This is a genomic window from Myceligenerans crystallogenes, assembly GCF_039529775.1.
In the GTDB taxonomy this organism is placed as follows: Bacteria; Actinomycetota; Actinomycetes; order Actinomycetales; family Cellulomonadaceae; genus Myceligenerans; species Myceligenerans crystallogenes.
In genome coordinates this window covers 779,909-798,769 of record NZ_BAAANL010000001.1, presented here as the reverse complement: position 1 = coordinate 798,769, position 18,861 = coordinate 779,909, and the positions used below count along the sequence as shown (strand labels likewise).

Below are 18,861 nucleotides of genomic sequence, written 5' to 3'. Positions count from 1 at the left end.
GGCCCGAGAAGCACCAGACGCTTCGACAGGACGCACCGATCGGCTCTGCGTCCCGCCCGCTGCCTGTGGACAACTTCCGTCGGATGTCGGTGACGTGTTGTTGACTTGTGCCTGTGAACACCGATGCCGAGAAGACCGACGTACCCGACGTCGCCGACCTGTCGTACGAGCAGGCACGGGACGAGCTCGTTCGCGTGGTCCAGCGACTGGAGGCCGGCGGGGAACCGCTGGAGGACTCGCTCGCGCTCTGGGAGCGGGGCGAGGCGCTCGCCGCGCGGTGCCAGGAGTGGCTGGACGGCGCGCGGGAGCGGCTCGCCGCGGCGCAGGCGGCATCGGGCAGCGGCCCTACGAGCAACGACAGTGAGGTCAGTGAATGAGCAGTCACGTACTCGCCGTGGGCGAGGCCCTGATCGACGAGGTGCACCGGCCGGACGGGTCGGTGGCGGAGCACCCGGGCGGCAGCATCGCGAACGTCGCGCTGACGCTCGGGCGGCTGGGCCGGGAGGTGAGCCTCGCGACCTGGCTGGGCCGGGACGAGCGCGGGGACACCGTGCGTTCGTGGCTCGCGGAGTCCGGCGTCGCGCTCGCCGAGGGCAGTGACGGCGCGGAACGCACGAGCGTGGCGGTCGCGACGCTGGACGACGGCGGCTCGGCGTCGTACGAGTTCGACCTGACGTGGCAGGTTCCCGCACAGGCAGCGGCCGGGCCGGACACGCTGGCCGTGCACACGGGGTCGATCGCGGCGGTGCTGGAACCGGGCGGGGACCAGGTGCGCGAGCTCGTCACGTCCGCGCGGGCGACCTCGACCATCACGTACGACCCGAACGCCCGGCCCGTGATCATGGGATCCGCCGACGCGGCACGCGGGCCGATCGAGGCGCTCGTCTCGCTGGCGGACGTCGTGAAGGTGAGCGACGAGGATCTCGGCTGGCTGTACCCGGGCCAGGACCCGATCGAGGCGGCTCGCGGCTGGCGGGCCACCGGCGGCGGGGACAGCGCGCTGCCTGCGGCGGCGGGCCCGGCACTGGTCGTCGTCACACAGGGTGGCGCGGGGGCGGTCGCGATCTTCGCGGGCGGCGAGGTCGACGTGAAGGCGCCGCGCGCCGAGGTGGTCGACACGGTCGGCGCCGGCGACTCGTTCATGGGCGCCCTGATCGACGGCCTGTGGGAGCACGACCTGCTCGGCGTGGCACGCCGCGGCGCGCTCCGGGACATCACGGCCGAGACCGTGACCGCGGTGCTCGAGCGCTGCGTCGCGGTCGCCGCCGTCACCGTGTCCCGCGCGGGGGCGAACCCCCCGCGGAAGGAGGAGCTCGCATGACCGGCACGATGATCGGCGCGGGCGAGATCGAGCGACTGACCCCTCAGGCCGCATGGACGCGGCTGCGTACCGGCAACGAGCGGTTCGTCGCCGACGCACCGACCCACCCGTTCCAGAACGCCGCGCGGCGTGCCGAGCTCAAGGCCGCCCAGCACCCGCACACGGTGATCTTCGGCTGCTCGGACTCCCGGGTCGCGGCGGAGATCATCTTCGACCAGGGCCTGGGCGACGTGTTCGTGGTCCGCACGGCGGGGCACGTCCTGGACACCACGGTGATCGGCTCGATCGAGTACGGCGTGGACCTGCTCGGGGCGTCGCTCGTCGTCGTCCTCGGGCACGACTCGTGCGGCGCGGTCGCCGCCGCGGCGCACACGCTGGCCACCGGTGAGCAGCAGAGCGGGTTCGTGCGCGCGGTCGTGGACCGGGTCATCCCGTCGATCGTGAACATCACGGCGGGCGATCCGGGCATCGACGTGGCCGCGCTCTCCGACCAGGACGTCCTGCGGCGCGAGCACGTCAAGCACACCGTGGGCATGCTGCACGCCTACTCGGCGGGCCTCGCGTCCGCGGTCGCCGCAGGGCGCTGCGCCGTCGTCGGCGTCGAGTACGACCTGGCCGACGGCGCCGCCAAGCTGATCCACACGCTGGGCGACGTCGGCGAGGAACCGGCGGAGTGACCGCTGCGGCATGACCGCAGCCGCTGACGGCCACCGGGCGATCGCCAGGTCATGACCGCCGGGGTGGCCGCCGGCGGGTCACGTGACGCGCCTCGGGCAGCGCGTCACGTGACAGGTTTCACCACGAAGGCCCGGCGCGGGTGCGGCAGGATTGGGGCATGAGTTCCGACACCGCCGTCCCCGCGCCGTCCGGCGCCGCCGAGGAGACCGAGTACCGCATCGAGCACGACACGATGGGTGAGGTCCGCGTCCCGAGGAACGCGCTGTACCGCGCCCAGACGCAGCGCGCCGTGGAGAACTTCCCGATCTCCGGCACGCCGCTCGAGCGCGGCCACATCGAGGCCCTCGCCCGCGTCAAGAAGGCCGCCGCCCAGGCCAACGCCGAGCTGGGCGTCCTGGACCAGGACATCGCCGACGCCATCGTGGCCGCCGCCGACCGCGTCGCGTCCGGCGAGTTCGACGCGCACTTCCCGGTGGACGTCTACCAGACGGGGTCCGGCACGTCGTCGAACATGAACACGAACGAGGTGCTCGCCACCCTCGCGACGCAGTCGCTGGGCAAAGAGGTGCACCCGAACGACCACGTCAACGCGTCGCAGTCGTCCAACGACGTGTTCCCGACCTCGGTCCACGTGGCCGCGACGTCGGGCATCGTGAACGACCTCGTCCCGGCGCTGCGGCACCTCTCCGGTGCGCTCGCCGCGAAGTCCGAGGAGTTCGCCGTTGTCGTGAAGTCCGGCCGCACGCACCTCATGGACGCGACGCCGGTCACGCTGGGCCAGGAGTTCGGCGGCTACGCGGCCGCGATCCGCTACGGCGTCGAGCGCGTCGAGGCCGCCCTCCCCCGCGCCGCCGAGGTCCCCCAGGGCGGCACCGCCGTCGGCACCGGCATCAACACCCCGGCCGGGTTTCCGCAGCGGGTCATCGCGCTGCTCGCCGAGGACACCGGCCTGCCGATCACCGAGGCCCGCGACCACTTCGAGGCGCAGTCCGCCCGCGACGGGCTCGTGGAGCTGAGCGGCGCGCTGCGCACCATCGCCGTCTCGCTCACCAAGATCTGCAACGACCTGCGCTGGATGGGCTCCGGCCCGAACACCGGCCTGGGCGAGATCGCCCTGCCCGACCTGCAGCCGGGCTCGTCGATCATGCCGGGCAAGGTGAACCCGGTCATCCCCGAGGCCGTGCTCATGGTCTGCTCGCGCGTCATCGGCAACGACGCGACCGTGGCGTGGGCCGGCGCGTCGGGCGCGTTCGAGCTGAACGTGCAGATCCCGGTGATCGCGCAGGGCGTGCTGGAGTCGATCCGGCTGCTGTCGAACGCGTCGCGCGTGCTCGCCGACAAGACGGTCACCGGCATCACCGCGAACGTCGAGCGCGCCGCCGCGCTGGCCGGTTCCTCGCCGTCGATCGTGACGCCGCTGAACCGCGTGATCGGCTACGAGGCCGCCGCGAAGATCGCCAAGCACTCCGTGGCGAACAAGCTCACGGTCCGCGAGGCCGTCGTCGACCTCGGTTTCGTCGAGCGCGGCGAGATCACCGAGACGCAGCTCGACGAGGCCCTCGACGTCCTGAAGATGACGCGGCCGCCGCAGGCCTGAACGCCGGCCGGGCGAGCAGCTTTGGTAAGCCTTACCTAATCTGCTACGCTCCGGCCCGTACTACGTACACGGCAGAGGCGCGCTGCCGGGACCCGCGGGGCTGGGGGGCTTCCGTCCGGGCAGCGCGCCTCTGCTGCTGCCCGGACGGAATCCCGTCGGCGAACGCCCTCCGTCAGACCTCCAGCTTCTCCAGCATGTCGGTGACCAGCGCAGCCACCGGGCTCCGCTCGGACCGGGTCAGGGTCACGTGCGCGAACAGCGGGTGCCCCTTGAGCGCCTCGATGACCGCCGCGACGCCGTCGTGCCGCCCCACGCGCAGGTTGTCGCGCTGCGCGACGTCGTGCGTGAGCACCACCCGCGCGTTCTGCCCGATCCGGGACAGCACCGTGAGCAGCACGTTGCGCTCCAGCGACTGCGCCTCGTCGACGATGACGAACGCGTCGTGCAGCGAGCGGCCGCGCACGTGCGTCAGCGGCAGCACCTCGAGCATCTCCCGGGCGATGATCTCGTCGACCACCTCCTTGGAGACCAGCGCCTCCAGCGTGTCGTAGACCGCCTGCCCCCAGGGGTTCATCTTCTCGGCCTCGGTCCCGGGCAGGTAGCCCAGGTCCTGCCCGCCGACCGCGTAGACCGGCCGGAACACCACGACCTTGCGGTGCTGCTGCCGCTCCAGCACCGACTCCAGGCCCGCGCACAGCGCGAGCGCGGACTTCCCGGTCCCGGCCCGCCCGCCGAGCGAGACGATGCCGATCGACTCGTCGAGCAGCAGGTCGATCGCGATCCGCTGCTCGGCCGACCGGCCGTGCACCCCGAACACCTCCTGGTCGCCGCGCACGAGCTTGACCCGCTTGTCGGGGGTGATGCGCCCGAGCGCGGAGCTGCCCGGCGAGTGGATCACCATGCCGGTGTGCACGAGCAGCGGGGCGGCCGCCTCGACGACCTCCGGGGCCAGCGCCGCGACGTCGAGGCTCTCGGCCTCCCACAGCTCGGACATCTGCCGGTCGGTGAGGTCCAGCTCGCGCATCCCGGTCCAGCCGGAGTCGACGGCGAGCTGTGCGCGGTACTCCTCCGCCGCGAGCCCGACCGCGGACGCCTTGACCCGCATCGGCAGGTCCTTGGACACCACGGTCACGGGCACGCCCTCGGCCGCCAGGTTGGCGGCCACGGACAGGATGCGGGTGTCGTTGTCGCCGAGCCGGAACCCGGCGGGCAGGACGGTCGGGTCGATGTGGTTGAGCTCCACCCGGAGGGTGCCGCCGGCGTCGCCCACCGGGACGGGCGCGTCGAGCCGGCCGTGCTGCACGCGCAGGCCGTCGAGCATGCGCAGGGCGCTGCGCGCGAAGTAGCCGAGCTCGGCGTGGTGCCGCTTGGCCTCGAGCTCGCTGATGACGACGACCGGGAGCACGACGTCGTGCTCGGCGAACCGGAACATCGCCCGGGGGTCGCTCAGGAGGACGGAGGTGTCGATGACGAAGGTGCGACGATCGTCCCCGGCCGAGGAGTCGTCCCCGGCCTGGTCGATCGGGGAGCTACCCGAGCCGGGGCCTGCGGCCCCGCTGTGACGATCTGGGAGGGCGTGGTTCGAGACAGCGGCGGAACGGGTCATGGCAACTGCTCCCTCCGGCGCCGAGGCGCCGTCGCAGCAACGTCGTGGGACTACGGTGCTGGTGGATGAGCGGTCGGCCCGCCCCTGGCGCACACCCCGGTGGCGCAGGACCGGGACCGGCCCTCTCCACGGAGCGATAACTCCATAGGTGGCCTCCCGAAGAACGACTGGGTGCCGTCCTTGTTACGTGAACGTACGCCGCTGTGGAAGTTCTGACCAGACCCAGATGCTCCCGGGTCCCCAGATGTCACACACTGTTCACAACTTTGTAACTTCTTGGCCTCAACTCCAAGAAACGGTCAAGAAGACAGCTTGACACAGACTTGCCCGGCGCGCATTCACACCGGACCCTGGCGCCGCTCAGAACGATCCGACACGATGTTGCGATGGCTGCATACGTCGTCCTCCTCCGCGGGGTGAACCTCGGGCCGCACCGTCGCGTGCCCGCGGCCGACCTGCGCGGTGCCGCCCTGGACGCCGGCTTCGCCGACGTCCGCACCCTCCTCAACAGCGGGAACCTCGTCCTCACCACGGGAACGTCCGGCGCCGTCACGGCCGACGACGTCGCCCGGCTCGTCACGGACCAGCTGACCGGACGCGTGGACACCGAGGTCCCCGCGATCGCCCTGACCTCCGACCGGGTCCTCGCCGTCGTCGCCGAGAACCCCTTCCCCGCCGCTGCCCGCCAGGACCCGTCGCACCTCCAGGCCCACGTGCCCTTCGGGACCGTGAACGAGGCCGGCATCGCCCGCTTCGACCTCCAGCACCGCGGACGGGAGCACATCGGCGTGGCCGACGGCATCGTCTACGTGCACTACGTCGACGGGATCGGGCGGTCGAAGATCACCGCGGACGCGCTCGACCGGGCCGCCGGCACGACCCTGACGGGCCGGAACTGGAACACGATCACGCGGCTGGTCGAGATGGTCGAGGATCTGTCGTGACCAGGCAGCTCCCGCGACCACCAGCCCCTGACCGGCGGGAGGTATGGCGTCGCCTTGGGTAAGGTAGGGCGAAGGTGTGCCGGGAAGACTGGTCGGCGTCCTCATCCAGCGACCCCGAACGGAATCTCGTGCACGCAACCGCCCCCGCAGGCACCCCCGGACCGCTCCAGACTCTCCGCAGGTGGGTGACCCGGGAGACCACCGGGGGCGCCCTCCTCATCGGCGCCGCCGTCCTCGCGTTGCTCTGGGCGAACTCGCCCTGGCGGGAGGCGTACCAGGAGCTCGCCCACACCGTCGTCGGCCCGGCCCGCCTGTTCGGGCTCGACGTCCACCTCGACCTGTCGCTCGCGCACTGGGCCGCCGACGGCCTGCTCGCGATCTTCTTCTTCGTGGTGGGCGTCGAGCTCAAGCACGAGTTCGTCGCGGGCAGCCTGCGCAGCCCGAAGGAGGCGGCCGTCCCGATCATCGCCGCGGTGGGCGGCATGGTGGTGCCCGCCGCGATCTACAGCACCCTCCTGCTCACGTCCGGCCACGGCGACCTCCTGCACGGCTGGGCCATCCCCACCGCGACCGACATCGCCTTCGCCCTGGCCGTCCTGGCGGTCTTCGGCAAGGGCCTGCCCACCGCGATCCGCACCTTCCTGCTCACCCTCGCCGTCGTCGACGACCTGCTGGCCATCGTCGTCATCGCGGTCTTCTACACCTCCGAGATCGCGTGGTGGCCGCTGCTGGCGGCCTTCGCGTGCGTGGCCCTGTTCGGCCTGCACGTCCGCGCCCGCACGCCGCGCTGGTGGATCCTGCTCCCCCTCGCGCTGCTCGCCTGGGTCTTCATGCACTCCTCGGGCGTCCACGCCACGGTCGCGGGCGTCCTGTGCGGCTTCATGGTCCCCGCGTCCGTGCTGCACGGCGAGCCGGAGACCCGCACCCACGCCTTCGAGCGCGGGCTCCGCCCGACGTCGTCGGGCATCGCCCTGCCGGTCTTCGCCTTCTTCTCCGCGGGCGTCACGATGGTGGACGACGGCGGCCCGGGCGCGGTCCTCGGCCAGCCCGTCGTCGCTGCGATCGTGACCGCGCTCGTCCTCGGCAAGCTGATCGGCGTGGTGGGCACGACCTGGATCGTCACGCGGGCGACGCCGCTGCGGCTCGCGCCGGGCATCGGGGTTCGCGACCTGCTCCCCGTCGGCCTCCTGGCGGGGATCGGGTTCACCGTGTCCCTCCTGATCAGCGAGCTGTCGTTCACGGACCCGGCCCACGAGGAGTTCGCGGCGGGCGCCAAGGTGGCCGTCCTCTCCGGCTCCCTGCTGGCGGCCCTCCTGGGCGCCCTCGCCCTCCGCTGGGACGCCCGCAAGGCCCGCACCGCCGACATGAACGTCGACGGCGTCACCGACGAGATCGAGGGCTACATCGGCGACGAGCAGGACCGCAGGGAACACGGCTGAGGTCGCCCCGTGGACGAGACGACGTCCGTCGCCTCGTCCACGGAGCAGGCATCAGGCCTCGAGGAGCAGCGCCTCGCCCTGACCGCCGCCGCCGCACAGGGCCACCGCGGCGCGGCCGCCGCCCCGGCGCGCCAGCTCGTGCGCCGCGTGGACCGCCAGGCGCGCACCCGAGGCGCCCACGGGGTGGCCCAGCGAGATCCCGCCGCCGTGGATGTTGACCTGCTCCATCGGCACGCCCAGGCGACGCGCGGACACCACGGCCACCACGGCGAACGCCTCGTTGATCTCGACGAGGTCGAGGTCCGGCGCCGTCCAGCCCTCGCGCTCCAGCGCCTGCTCGATCGCGCGCGCCGGCTGCGAGTGCAGCGAGTTGTCGGGCCCCGCCACCTGGCCCCACGACCGCACGGTCGCGAGCACCGGCACGCCCGCCGCCTCCGCCCGCGCGCGCGTGGTCAGGACCACCGCGGCCGCGCCGTCGGAGATCTGCGACGAGTTCCCGGCCGTCAGCGTCCCGCCCTCGCGGAAGGCCGGCCGCAGCTTCGCGAGCCCGTCGGCGGTCGTGTCGGGCCGCACGCCCTCGTCCGTGCGCACCTCGACCGGCTCGCCGCGCCGCTGCGGCACGGACACCGGCGCCAGCTCCGCCTCGAACAGCCCGTCCTTCCAGGCCGCGGCCGCCCGCTGGTGCGAGGCCGCCGCGACGGCGTCCTGCTCCTCGCGCGGCACCTCGACGTCGCCCCGGTTGTGCTCCTCGGTCGACTCCCCCATCGAGACCCGGTCGAACGAGTCGGTCAGCGCGTCGTGCGCCAGCGAGTCCTGCATCGTCACCGGGCCGTAGGCGTACCCGGCGCGCGACCCGAGCAGCAGGTGGGGCGCGTTCGTCATCGACTCCTGCCCGCCCGCCAGCACGACGGTCGCCTCGCCGGTGCGCAGCATCCGCGCGCCGTCGATGATCGCCGTCAGCCCGGACAGGCAGACCTTGTTGATCGTCACCGCCTGGACGTCCCAGGAGATCCCGGCCGCGACGGCGACCTGCCGCGCCGGGTTCTGCCCGGCGCCCGCCTGGACCACCTGACCGAGGATCACCCGGTCCACGTCGCCCGCGAGCGCCCCCGCGTCCGCGAGGGCCTTCCTCGCCGCCACCGCGCCGAGTTCCGCCGCGCCGAGGGTACCCAGCGCGCCCTTGAGCCGTCCCTGCGGGGTTCGCGCCGCCGAGACGATGACCACGTCGTCGTGCTCACTTGTCATTGTGTTGTTCACTCCTTCATTCTGCGCCCTGCCGAGGTAGCGCCCGATCGGATCGCGCCTGCGGAAGGCACTACCGCGTGATACGCGCACTACCTCGCGCTTCATGGCAGCCGTTGGTGGGGGTCAGGCAGGCGCTTCGGCCAGGTCGACGGTGAAGTCCGGTTCGGTGGCCGCCGCGACGTCGTCGGCCGTGACGCCCGGGGCGAGCTCGCGCAGGACCAGGCCGTCGTCGGTCACGTCGAGGACCGCGAGGTCCGTGATGATGCGGTCGACGACGCCCTTGCCGGTCAGCGGGAGCGTGCACTCGCGCACGATCTTCGGGGAGCCGTCCTTGGCCACGTGCTCCATGAGGACGACGACGCGGCGGGCGCCGTGCACGAGGTCCATGCCGCCGCCCATGCCCTTGACCATCTTGCCGGGGATCATCCAGTTGGCGATGTCGCCCGCGGCGGAGACCTGCATGGCCCCGAGGATCGCGGCGTCGATCTTGCCGCCGCGGATCATCCCGAAGCTGGTCGCGGCGTCGAACACGGAGGCTCCGGGGTTGAGGGTGACGGTCTCCTTGCCGGCGTTGATCAGGTCGGGGTCGACGGCGTCCTCGGTGGGGTAGGGCCCCACCCCGAGCAGCCCGTTCTCGGACTGCAGCACCAGTTCCCGCCCCGCGGGCACGTAGTTGGGCACGAGCGTGGGCAGCCCGATGCCGAGGTTGACGTACATGCCGTCCTGCAGCTCGCGCGCGGCGCGCGCGGCCATCTCCTGTCGCGTCAGAGCTCCGCTCATGATGCCGCCTCCTTCGTGACCGTGCGGCGCTCGATGCGCTTCTCGATGTCGCCGCCGACCTCCACGACCCGGTGGACGTACACCCCGGGCAGGTGGATCTGGTCCGGGTCCAGCTCGCCCGGCTCGACGAGTTCCTCGACCTGCGCGACGCAGATCCGCCCCGCCATCGCCGCGACCGGCGAGAAGTTCCGGGCCGACCTGTTGAACACCAGGTTCCCGTGCCGGTCGCCGCGCAGCGCGTGGACGAGCGCGAAGTCGCAGGTGATCGCGGTCTCCAGGACGTACTCGTGCGCGCCGTCGTACCCCTCGAACGTCCGGACCTCCTTGGCCCGGCTCGCGAGCGCGACGCCCCCGGCGCCGTCGTACCGCATGGGCAGGCCGCCCTCGGCGATCTGCGTGCCGACGCCCGTGCGCGTGAAGAACGCCGCGATGCCGGACCCGCCGGCGCGCAGCTTCTCCGCGAGCGTGCCCTGCGGCGTGAGCTCGACCTCGAGCTCGCCGGACAGGTACTGCCGCTCGAACTCCTTGTTCTCCCCGACGTACGAGGAGGTCATCTTGCGGATCCGCTTGGCGCCGAGCAGGAGCCCGAGGCCCCAGTCGTCCACGCCGCAGTTGTTGCTCACCACCGACAGGTCGGTGGTGCCCTGCTCGAGCAGCGCGCTGATCAGCGCCATCGGGTTCCCGCAGAGCCCGAACCCGCCGACGGCGAGCGAGGCTCCGTCGGGGATGTCGGCCACGGCATCGGCCGCTGTGGCGACCTGCTTGTCCAGTCCGGTCATCGTTGACTCCTTGTCCTCCCGGCGGGTCTCGCCCGGAACTCTCATCCTGCACCCACGACCGCCGACGTCGTGGTGAACACCACGCCCGGCACGTCCAGTGTCGCTCCAGCGGGACCCGGACGTGCCGTCACCTCGCGCTCCACCCCCCGTCGAGGGTCCAGGAGGCGCCGGAGACCATCGCGCCGTCGGGCCCGGTGAGCCAGCCGATCAGCGAGGCGACCTCGGCCGGTTCGACGAGCCGCTTGACCGCCTGCTCCTTGAGCAGCACCTGCGCCAGCACCTCGTCCTCGCCGATGCCGTGGGCCGCCGCCTGATCCGCGATCTGCCTCTCGACCAGGGGCGTGCGCACGTACCCGGGGTTGACGCAGACGCTGGTCACCCCCTTCGGCCCGCCCTCCAGCGCCGTCACCTTGCTCAGCCCTTCGAGCCCGTGCTTGGCCGACACGTACGCGCTCTTGTACGGCGAGGCCACCAGGCCGTGCACGGACGACACGTTCACCACCCGGCCCCACCCGCCGTCGTACATGTGCGGCAGGGCGGCGCGGATCAGCAGGAACGGGGCGACGAGCATGATCGAGTGGATGGTCCGGAACATGTCCGGGGCGAACTCCTCGATCGGGCGGACGTGCTGGATCCCGGCGTTGTTGACCAGCACGTCGACGTCGAGCGTCAGGTCGTCGAGCGCCGTCGTGTCCGCCAGGTCCACCACCCAGGCGTCGCCGCCGATCTCACGGGCGACGGCCTGCGCGCCGTCGGCCGACACGTCCGCGACGGTCACGTGCGCGCCCCGCGCCGCGAGCTCGCGGGCCACGGCCGCACCGATACCCGACGCGCCGCCCGTGACGAGAGCCCTGCGGCCCGCCAGGGCCGGGGCCGGGAGGCTCGGCTCGGTCACGCGGCGGCCGCCTTCCGCCCGGCGGCATCGGCGGCGTCGACCTCGTGCAGGGAGACGCCCCTGGTCTCCCGCATGGACACCACCGTCACGGCCGTGATCAGGCCCGCCACCAGCAGGTACACCGCGGTGGGCCACCAGTGGCCCGTGTCCCGCAGCCAGGTGGTGGCGAGGATCGGCGCGAGGGAGCCCGCGAAGATCGACGTGACCTGGTAGGAGATGGACACGCCCGAGTACCGCATCCGGGTCGGGAACATCTCGGCCATGATCGCCGGCTGGCCGGCGTACATCATGGCGTGGAACACCAGGCCGACGACGATCGCGGTGAGGATCAGCGCAGTGTTCCGGGTGTCCAGGAGCGGGAAGGCCCAGAAGCCCCAGGTGCCGCCGAGGATCGCCCCGGCGAGGTAGACGGGCTTGCGGCCCAGGCCGTCCATCGCCCGGCCCACGGCCAGGATCACCACGAAATGGCTGACGTGCGCGACGGCGACGAGGCTCAGCACGCGCGTGGTGTCCATGCCCAGGCCCTCGTTGAGGTAGACGATCGAGAAGGCGACCACCAGGTAGTACATGATGTTCTCGGCGAACCGCAGGCCCATGCCGGTCAGCACGCCGCGCGGGTACTTCCGCAGCACCTCGACGACGCCGTAGCCCGCGTGCTTCTCCTGGTTCTGCCCGGCGCGCGCGGCCTCGAAGATCGGCGACTCCGAGACGGTCGTCCGGATCCAGTAGCCGACGACGACCACCAGCGCGGACAGCCAGAACGCGACGCGCCAGCCCCAGGAGAGGAACGCCTCCTCGGTCAGGACGCCCGACATGACGGTGAGCACCAGGGTGGCCAGCAGGTTGCCGACCGGGACCGCGGCCTGCGGCCAGGCCGTCCACGTGGCGCGGCGGTCGTCCGGCGCGTGCTCGCCCACCAGCAGCACCGCCCCGCCCCACTCGCCGCCGAGCGCCAGGCCCTGCACGAACCGCAGCAGGACCAGCAGGATCGGAGCGGCGACACCGATCTGACCGTACGTGGGCAGGCAGCCCATGAGCACCGTCGCCGCACCGATCAGCATGATCGTGAGCTGCAGGGTGTGCTTGCGGCCGAGCTTGTCGCCGAGGTGGCCGAACACGATCCCGCCGAGCGGCCTGGCGGCGAAGCCGACGGCGTACGTGACGAACGCGGCGATGATGCCGTCGTACACGTTGTTCATCTCGGGAAGCAGGACCTTGGCGAACACGAGCGCCGAGGCGGTGGAGTACAGGAAGAAGTCGTACCACTCCACGACCGTGCCGGCCATCGAGGCGGCAACGACCCTGCGGAGCAGTGATCTCTCGGGTGCGGGCCCGGACGCGGGCGGGTCCTGGGTCTGGCTCGTGGCCATGATTCCTCCGGTTGTCCTCGTCGACACCCGCACCGGCTCCGTTGCCGGCGCGAGGACTCCTCACGACGCGGCGCGGGCGGTGCCGCGCCATGACGTCGTGGGGAGTCTGGCAGCGGCCCCGATGTGCGTGCAACGCGCATGTCAGCACACACGGTGAACGAATTCGCACATCACCGGTAGCCTGGGTGCCGTGCCGCCGGTCCGGAAGCCCTCGCCCGAACACCTCCTCGTGCTGCTGGAGGTCGCGCGTTCCGGGCGGTACACGAGCGCGGCGCAGGCGCTCGGGCTCACCCACACGACCGTCGCCCGGAACGTCGCGGCCCTGAACCGCGCGCTCGGCGGGCGGGTCCTGGTGCGCGGGGCCGACGGGTGGGAGCTGACGGCGCTCGGCGAACGGGCGGCACGCGCCGCCGAGGGCGTGGCCGAGGCGATGACGGCGCTCGCCGACGGCGGCTCCGCGGCGGACCGGGTGACCGGCGTCGTCCGGATGACGACGACGGACGGGTTCGCCGCGTACCTCGCCTCCCCGGCCGTGGCGCGGTTGCGGGAGGAGCACCCGGACCTGTCCGTCGAGATCGTGACCGTCACCCGCCGCGCGGCGCAGCACCGGTCCGGCGTGGACGTCGAGGTGGTGGTCGGCACACCGCAGGTGAACCGGGGCCGCGCGGTCCAGCTGGCCGAGTACGAGCTCGGGCTGTACGGGGCGCGCGACTACCTGGCCCGGCAGGGCACGCCGTCGTCGGTCGCCGAGGCGGCCGCGCACCACCTCGTCTACTTCGTGGACTCGATGCTGCAGGTCGACGACCTCGACGTGCCACGGCGCCTGCTGCCCGGCATCCGGGACGCGCTGACCTCGACGAACGTCTTCGTCCACGTCGAGGCCACCCGTGCGGGCGCGGGGCTGGGGTTCCTGCCGTGCTTCATGGCGGACCGCCACCCGGACCTCGTCCGCCTGCTGCCCGGCGAGGTCCGCGACCGGCTCCCGTACCACGCCGTCATCCACCCGGAGTCCTGGCGCCGCCCGGCGGTCGCCGCGGTCCTCGAGGGCCTCCGAGCGGAGGCGCTCCGGCAACGCAAGGCCCTGCTGGGAGACGCGAGCTCCGGCCCGGCCTCGTCCTGACGCCCGGGCCCGCGTCGGTCAGGCCGGGGCGTGGCGTTCCAGGAAGGCGTAGACCTCGCGGGTCTCCACGCCCGGGAAGGCGCCCGCCGGCATCGCGGCGAGCATCGAGGCGTGCGGGCGGGCGCTCGGCCAGGCGTAGTCCGCCCACTTCTCCGCCAGCTCCGACGGCGGCCGGCGGCAGCAGGACTCGTCCGGGCAGCGGGACTGGTCACGGGCCGAGGTCTCCCGGCCCGCGAACCACTTGACGTGCGCGAACGGCACGCCGACCGACACCGAGAACGCGCCGTCCGACGTGTTCTCCACGCGTGAGGTGCACCAGTACGTGCCCGACGGCGTGTCCGTGTACTGGGCGTACGGGTTGAACTTGTCCTCCACGCCGAACACCACGCGCGCGGTCCACTTGCGGCACACGTGCTGCCCCTCGACCGCGCCGAGCGGGTCCGCCGGGAAGCTCACGCCGTCGTTCTCGTAGGCCTTGTGCAGGATCCCGGACTCGTGGACCTTCATGAAGTGCACCGGGATGCCGAGGTGCTTCGTGGCGAGGTTGGTGAACCGGTGCGCCGCGGTCTCGAAGGACACGGCGAACGCGTCGCGCAGGTCCTCGATCGCGATGGTCTTGGAGTCCTTCGCGTCCCGCAGGAACCTCACCCCGCTCTTCTCCGGCACGAGCAGGGCCGCGGCCAGGTAGTTCGCCTCGACGCGCTGGCGCAGGAACTCGCCGTAGTCGTGCGGCTCGGTGTGGCCCAGGATGTGCGAGGCGAGCGCCTGCAGCATCGCCGAACGGGTGTTGGACCGGCCGCGCGGGCCGCCGGCGGGCAGGTAGAGCCGGTGGTTGCGGTTGTCGATCACAGAGCGGGTCGAGTGCGGCAGGTCCGGGACGTAGTGCAGCGTGAAGCCCAGGTTCTCGGCGATCTCGGCCGCGATCCGCTGCGGCAGCGGGCCGCCCGTGTGCCCGACGTCGTCCAGCAGTTCCCGCGCGACCCTCTCCAGCTCGGGGATGTAGTTGTCGGCCGCGCGCATCTCGGCCCGCAGCTCGGCGTTGGCGCGGCGCGCCTCCTCGGGGGTGAGCGCGCGCTCGGCGTGCAGCCGCTCCAGCTCGCGGTTCAGACCCAGGATGGTGCGCAGGGCGTCGTCCTGCAGCGACTTGCCGATGCGGACGCCGTCGAGCCCGAGGGCGGCAAAGAGGGGCCCGCGCTGCACGCGGTCCAGCTCGATCTCCAGGGCGTCGCGTTGCGACGGCGGCGTGGGGTCGAGCAGGTCGTCGACGCTCGCGCCCAGGGCCCGGGCCAGGGCCTGCAGCTGGGAGAACTTCGGCTCGCGCTTGCCGTTCTCCAGCGCGCTGACCTGCGACGGCGCACGGCCGATCGCGGCGGCCAGCTCCTCCAGCTTCATTCCCTGGCGGGTGCGCAGGAAGCGCACCTGGCGGCCGATCGTCAGGGCGTCCGGCTCCGGCTCGGCGGCCGTCCCGGCGCCGGCCACCGCGGCGGGGAGATCATTTCTCTCGGTTCCGCGATTCGAGGTCGTCGTGGGCATACCAGAGGGTGACACACCGAGAACGTTCCGTCCAGCAGAAGAAGCTCATAATTTCTGTTGGGTACTGGTAGATCCGGAGCGATTCGATGACAGAAGGTCGGATCAGTCACAGCGACGAACGCCCGGCCAGAGGGACGGCCGCCCGCCTCGCCGCATCTCACCAGGAGGTCCCGCCATGACCGCACCGACCATCGTCACCCGCCGCACCCTTCCCGGGGCCGCCACGCCGCAGGCCGCCGGGGACGGCAGCTCCCCCGCGCCGTCGTCGGCCGCGAACGCCTCCCGCGCCGGCGACCGGACGGTCGGCGCGCAGGCCCTGGCGGAGAACTGGAAGACCGACCCGCGCTGGGCGCACACCGAGCGCACCTTCACCGCCGAGGACGTCGTCGCGCTGCGCGGCTCCGTCGGCGAGGAGCACACGCTCGCCCGCCGCGGCGCGGAGCGGCTGTGGAAGCAGCTGCACGAGGAGGACTTCGTCAACGCGCTCGGCGCGCTGACCGGCAACCAGGCCGTGCAGCAGGTCAAGGCCGGGCTGCAGGCGATCTACCTGTCGGGCTGGCAGGTGGCCGGCGACGCGAACCTCTCGGGCCAGACCTACCCCGACCAGTCGCTCTACCCCGCCAACTCGGTGCCGGCGGTGGTGCGCCGCATCAACAACGCGCTGCTGCGGGCGGACGAGATCGACGTGTCCGAGAACGGTGAGCCCACGCGGGACTGGCTGGCCCCGATCGTGGCCGACGCCGAGGCAGGCTTCGGCGGCCCGCTGAACGCGTACGAGCTGATGAAGTCGATGATCGCGGCCGGCGCGGCGGGCGTGCACTGGGAGGACCAGCTCGCGTCGGAGAAGAAGTGCGGCCACCTCGGCGGCAAGGTGCTCGTCCCCACCCAGCAGCACATCCGCACGCTGAACGCCGCGCGCCTCGCGGCCGACGTCGCCGACGTGCCGTCGGTCCTCATCGCCCGCACGGACGCCGAGGCGGCCACGCTCATCACGTCCGACGTCGACGACCGCGACAAGCCGTTCGTCACCGGCGAGCGCACCGCCGAGGGCTTCTACAAGGTGATCAACGGGATCGAGCCGTGCATCGCGCGCGCCAAGGCGTACGCGCCCTACTCCGACCTGATCTGGATGGAGACCGGCACGCCGGACCTGGAGCTCGCGAAGAAGTTCGCGGAGGCCGTCAAGGCGGAGTTCCCGGACCAGATGCTCGCGTACAACTGCTCGCCGTCGTTCAACTGGAAGAAGCACCTGGACGACGACACGATCGCGCGGTTCCAGAGGGAGCTCGGCGCGATGGGCTTCACGTTCCAGTTCATCACGCTGGCCGGGTTCCACGCCCTGAACTACTCGATGTTCGACCTGGCCCACGGGTACGCCCGCGAGCAGATGAAGGCGTACGTGGAGCTGCAGGAGCGCGAGTTCGCCTCCGAGGCGCGCGGGTACACCGCGACCAAGCACCAGCGCGAGGTCGGCACCGGCTACTTCGACCGGATCTCGACGGCGCTCAACCCGGAGTCGTCGACGACGGCGATGGCGGAGTCGACGGAGTCGGCCCAGTTCTAGCCGGCCCGGGTCCCGATGGACGGGGGAGCTCGCGTGAGCTTCCGAGGACGTAGTTGTGAGGATGGAGGAACGATCATGACCAGCACGATCGACTCGAGCGCTCCGCGCACCGCGGTCGCCGGCATGCCCGACGACGTGGCCGACGACGCCGCGCCGCCCGCGACCCCGGCGGCCCCGCGGGCGGTCGCGAAGAGCGGCGTCCTCGGCGTCGTCCCGCGCGGCACGGTGCGGGTGGCCGCCGCGCTCGGCGACCGGTACGACGAGATCCTCACCCCCGAGGCCCTCGACTTCCTCGCCCTGCTGCACGACAGGTTCGCCGCCCGCCGCACCCGCCTGCTCGCCCAGCGCGAGCACCGGCGGGAGGAGATCTCGTCCGGCGCCGACCCCGACTTCCGGGCGGTGACGCGGCCCGTGCGCGAGGACCCGTCCTGGCGGGTCGCGGGCTCCGCCGGCGCGCCCGGGCTGGAGGACCGGCGCGTGGAGATCACGGGCCCCACCGACCCGAAGATGACGATCAACGCGCTCAACTCCGGCGCGCGGGTGTGGCTGGCCGACGCCGAGGACGCGTCGGCCCCCACCTGGCCCAACGTCGTCGAGGGCCAGCTCGCGCTGCACGACGCGATCCGCGGCACGCTGGAGCACACCAGCGCGGCGGGCAAGCACTACGCCCTGCGCTCGCCCCACCTGATCGACCTGCCCACGATCGTGTTCCGGCCGCGCGGCTGGCACCTCGTGGAGAAGCACCTGCGGTACACCGGCCCGGAGGGTCACGCGACCTGTACGTCCGGCGCGCTCGTGGACTTCGGGCTCTACCTCTTCCACAACGCCGCGGAGCTGATCGCCCGGGGTCGCGGCCCCTACTTCTACCTGCCGAAGCTGGAGAGCTACCGCGAGGCCCGGCTGTGGAACGAGGTGTTCGAGGTGGCCCAGGCCGCGCTCGGGCTCCCGCGGGGCACGATCCGCGCCACGGTGCTGATCGAGACCCTCCCGGCCGCGTTCGAGATGGAGGAGATCCTCTACGAGCTGCGCGATCACTGCGCCGGGCTGAACGCCGGCCGCTGGGACTACCTGTTCAGCGTGATCAAGTGCTTCCGCTCGCGTGGGGAGTCCTATGTGCTGCCCGACCGCGGCCAGGTCCCGATGACGGCGCCGTTCCTGCGCGCCTACACCGAACTGCTCGTGGCGACGTGCCACAAGCGCGGCGCGCACGCCATCGGCGGCATGAGCGCGTTCATCCCCGACCGGCGCGACCCGGAGGTCACGCGCCAGGCGTTCGAGAAGGTCGCCGCGGACAAGCGCCGCGAGGCCGGCGACGGGTTCGACGGCTCGTGGGTGGCGCACCCCGACCTCATCCCCGTGGCCAAGGCGGAGTTCGACGCCGTGCTGGGCGCCGCTCCGCACCAGGTCTCCCGCCTGCGCGACGACGTGCGCGTGACGCCGCACGACCTGCTCGACGTCGCCTCGCTGCGGCGCGCGGGCGCCACGGTCACGTCGCAGGGCCTGCGGACCAACGTGTCGATCGCGATCCGGTACCTCGACTCGTGGCTGCGCGGCACGGGCGCCGCGGCGCTCGACAGCCTCATGGAGGACGCCGCCACCGCCGAGATCTCCCGGTCGCAGGTGTGGCAGTGGATCGCCGCGGGCACGCGGACCGACGACGACGGGCGGACCATCACCCGGGACCGCGTCGAGTCGCTGATCCTGGACGTCCTGGCCGAGCTGCCGCGGCCGCACGGCCACCGTCTCGACGACGCGACGGCCGTCTTCCGCTCCGTGGCGCTGGGCGACGACTTCCCGTCGTTCCTCACGCTCGGCGCGTACTCCCAGTACCTGGTGGGTTCTCCGGCCGATCAGCCGTAGGCCCTCCCGGCCGGCACCCTCCGGATTCCGAGGCAGACGGAACCGCGCCTTCTGGGGGCGCGGAGGGTGCCGGCGGGCGGGGTCGTCGTCCCCGGAGGACGACGCCGCCCGCGGGGCACGACCCCGCAGG

General features: G+C 72.4%; 16 protein-coding genes. 9 read left to right on the top strand and 7 right to left on the bottom strand.

The window, feature by feature from the left end; translation table 11 throughout:
* Positions 1-113: 113 nt before the first annotated feature.
* From ABD208_RS03295 to ABD208_RS03280, 4 genes are all read left to right on the top strand, one after another.
* Positions 114-377, top strand: a complete 264-nt coding sequence (locus ABD208_RS03295; RefSeq protein ID WP_344099455.1) for an exodeoxyribonuclease VII small subunit — start codon at positions 114-116, stop codon at positions 375-377.
* Positions 374-1,321, top strand: coding sequence for a carbohydrate kinase family protein (locus tag ABD208_RS03290; RefSeq protein ID WP_344099453.1), 948 nt, complete (start codon positions 374-376; stop codon positions 1,319-1,321). Before ABD208_RS03295 ends, ABD208_RS03290 begins: the two co-directional genes overlap by 4 nt.
* Positions 1,318-1,998 (top strand): carbonic anhydrase, encoded by a 681-nt coding sequence (locus tag ABD208_RS03285; protein WP_344099451.1) that lies wholly within the window; start codon positions 1,318-1,320, stop codon positions 1,996-1,998. The genes ABD208_RS03290 and ABD208_RS03285 overlap by 4 nt, the downstream gene beginning before the upstream one ends.
* 158 nt (positions 1,999-2,156) lie before the next feature.
* Complete coding sequence (locus tag ABD208_RS03280; RefSeq protein WP_344099449.1) at positions 2,157-3,596, top strand: class II fumarate hydratase; 1,440 nt, start codon at positions 2,157-2,159, stop codon at positions 3,594-3,596.
* Positions 3,597-3,768: 172 nt separating this feature from the next.
* Here ABD208_RS03280 and phoH2 read toward each other — a convergent pair whose 3' ends face one another.
* Positions 3,769-5,028: an RNA 5'-3' helicase PhoH2 gene (phoH2, locus tag ABD208_RS03275; protein ID WP_425561071.1), complete on the bottom strand. Its 1,260-nt coding sequence runs from the start codon at positions 5,026-5,028 to the stop codon at positions 3,769-3,771.
* A 560-nt stretch (positions 5,029-5,588) separates the two neighbouring features.
* Between phoH2 and ABD208_RS03270 the strand changes: the two genes are divergently transcribed.
* Both ABD208_RS03270 and nhaA read left to right on the top strand, forming a co-directional pair.
* The gene (locus ABD208_RS03270) at positions 5,589-6,146 is read left to right on the top strand and encodes a DUF1697 domain-containing protein (RefSeq protein WP_344099445.1); all 558 of its coding nucleotides are present in this window, start codon (positions 5,589-5,591) and stop codon (positions 6,144-6,146) included.
* A 128-nt stretch (positions 6,147-6,274) separates the two neighbouring features.
* The gene (gene nhaA / locus ABD208_RS03265) at positions 6,275-7,585 is read left to right on the top strand and encodes a Na+/H+ antiporter NhaA (RefSeq protein WP_425561059.1); all 1,311 of its coding nucleotides are present in this window, start codon (positions 6,275-6,277) and stop codon (positions 7,583-7,585) included.
* Positions 7,586-7,636: 51 nt separating this feature from the next.
* Here the strand turns inward: nhaA and ABD208_RS03260 are convergent, their stop codons facing one another.
* From ABD208_RS03260 to ABD208_RS03240, 5 genes are all read right to left on the bottom strand, one after another.
* On the bottom strand, positions 7,637-8,830 hold the full coding sequence (locus ABD208_RS03260) for an acetyl-CoA C-acyltransferase (protein WP_344099441.1): 1,194 nt from the start codon (positions 8,828-8,830) through the stop codon (positions 7,637-7,639).
* A gap of 123 nt (positions 8,831-8,953) precedes the next feature.
* Positions 8,954-9,610 (bottom strand): 3-oxoacid CoA-transferase subunit B, encoded by a 657-nt coding sequence (locus ABD208_RS03255; protein ID WP_344099439.1) that lies wholly within the window; start codon positions 9,608-9,610, stop codon positions 8,954-8,956.
* Entirely contained in the window at positions 9,607-10,389 is a 783-nt protein-coding gene (locus ABD208_RS03250; protein WP_344099437.1) for a CoA transferase subunit A, read from the bottom strand. The genes ABD208_RS03255 and ABD208_RS03250 overlap by 4 nt, the downstream gene beginning before the upstream one ends.
* A 127-nt stretch (positions 10,390-10,516) precedes the next feature.
* A complete protein-coding gene (locus ABD208_RS03245) occupies positions 10,517-11,284 on the bottom strand; it encodes a 3-hydroxybutyrate dehydrogenase (protein ID WP_344099435.1) in 768 nt (255 codons plus the stop codon).
* On the bottom strand, positions 11,281-12,654 hold the full coding sequence (locus ABD208_RS03240; protein WP_344099433.1) for an MFS transporter: 1,374 nt from the start codon (positions 12,652-12,654) through the stop codon (positions 11,281-11,283). The genes ABD208_RS03245 and ABD208_RS03240 overlap by 4 nt, the downstream gene beginning before the upstream one ends.
* Positions 12,655-12,844: 190 nt before the next feature.
* Between ABD208_RS03240 and ABD208_RS03235 the strand changes: the two genes are divergently transcribed.
* The gene (locus ABD208_RS03235) at positions 12,845-13,774 is read left to right on the top strand and encodes a LysR family transcriptional regulator (RefSeq protein ID WP_344099431.1); all 930 of its coding nucleotides are present in this window, start codon (positions 12,845-12,847) and stop codon (positions 13,772-13,774) included.
* An 18-nt stretch (positions 13,775-13,792) separates the two neighbouring features.
* Here the strand turns inward: ABD208_RS03235 and ABD208_RS03230 are convergent, their stop codons facing one another.
* Positions 13,793-15,307, bottom strand: coding sequence for a helix-turn-helix domain-containing protein (locus ABD208_RS03230; RefSeq protein ID WP_344099429.1), 1,515 nt, complete (start codon positions 15,305-15,307; stop codon positions 13,793-13,795).
* A 175-nt stretch (positions 15,308-15,482) separates the two neighbouring features.
* On the opposite strand from ABD208_RS03230, the gene aceA reads away from it, so the two are divergent.
* Positions 15,483-16,871, top strand: coding sequence for an isocitrate lyase (gene aceA / locus ABD208_RS03225; protein ID WP_344099427.1), 1,389 nt, complete (start codon positions 15,483-15,485; stop codon positions 16,869-16,871).
* Between the two features lie 75 nt (positions 16,872-16,946).
* A complete protein-coding gene (aceB, locus tag ABD208_RS03220) occupies positions 16,947-18,731 on the top strand; it encodes a malate synthase A (protein WP_344099425.1) in 1,785 nt (594 codons plus the stop codon).
* Positions 18,732-18,861: the final 130 nt, after the last annotated feature.

Coding starts and splice junctions, on each gene's coding strand:
- ABD208_RS03290 (WP_344099453.1), top strand. CDS start 374: ATGAGCAGTCACGTACTCGCCGTGGGCGAGGCCCTGATCGACGAGGTG.
- ABD208_RS03285 (WP_344099451.1), top strand. CDS start 1,318: ATGACCGGCACGATGATCGGCGCGGGCGAGATCGAGCGACTGACCCCT.
- ABD208_RS03280 (WP_344099449.1), top strand. CDS start 2,157: ATGAGTTCCGACACCGCCGTCCCCGCGCCGTCCGGCGCCGCCGAGGAG.
- phoH2 (WP_425561071.1), bottom strand. CDS start 5,028: ATGTTCCGGTTCGCCGAGCACGACGTCGTGCTCCCGGTCGTCGTCATC.
- ABD208_RS03270 (WP_344099445.1), top strand. CDS start 5,589: ATGGCTGCATACGTCGTCCTCCTCCGCGGGGTGAACCTCGGGCCGCAC.
- ABD208_RS03260 (WP_344099441.1), bottom strand. CDS start 8,830: ATGACAAGTGAGCACGACGACGTGGTCATCGTCTCGGCGGCGCGAACC.
- ABD208_RS03255 (WP_344099439.1), bottom strand. CDS start 9,610: ATGAGCGGAGCTCTGACGCGACAGGAGATGGCCGCGCGCGCCGCGCGC.
- ABD208_RS03250 (WP_344099437.1), bottom strand. CDS start 10,389: ATGACCGGACTGGACAAGCAGGTCGCCACAGCGGCCGATGCCGTGGCC.
- ABD208_RS03240 (WP_344099433.1), bottom strand. CDS start 12,654: ATGGCCACGAGCCAGACCCAGGACCCGCCCGCGTCCGGGCCCGCACCC.
- ABD208_RS03230 (WP_344099429.1), bottom strand. CDS start 15,307: ATGCCCACGACGACCTCGAATCGCGGAACCGAGAGAAATGATCTCCCC.
- aceA (WP_344099427.1), top strand. CDS start 15,483: ATGACCGCACCGACCATCGTCACCCGCCGCACCCTTCCCGGGGCCGCC.
- aceB (WP_344099425.1), top strand. CDS start 16,947: ATGACCAGCACGATCGACTCGAGCGCTCCGCGCACCGCGGTCGCCGGC.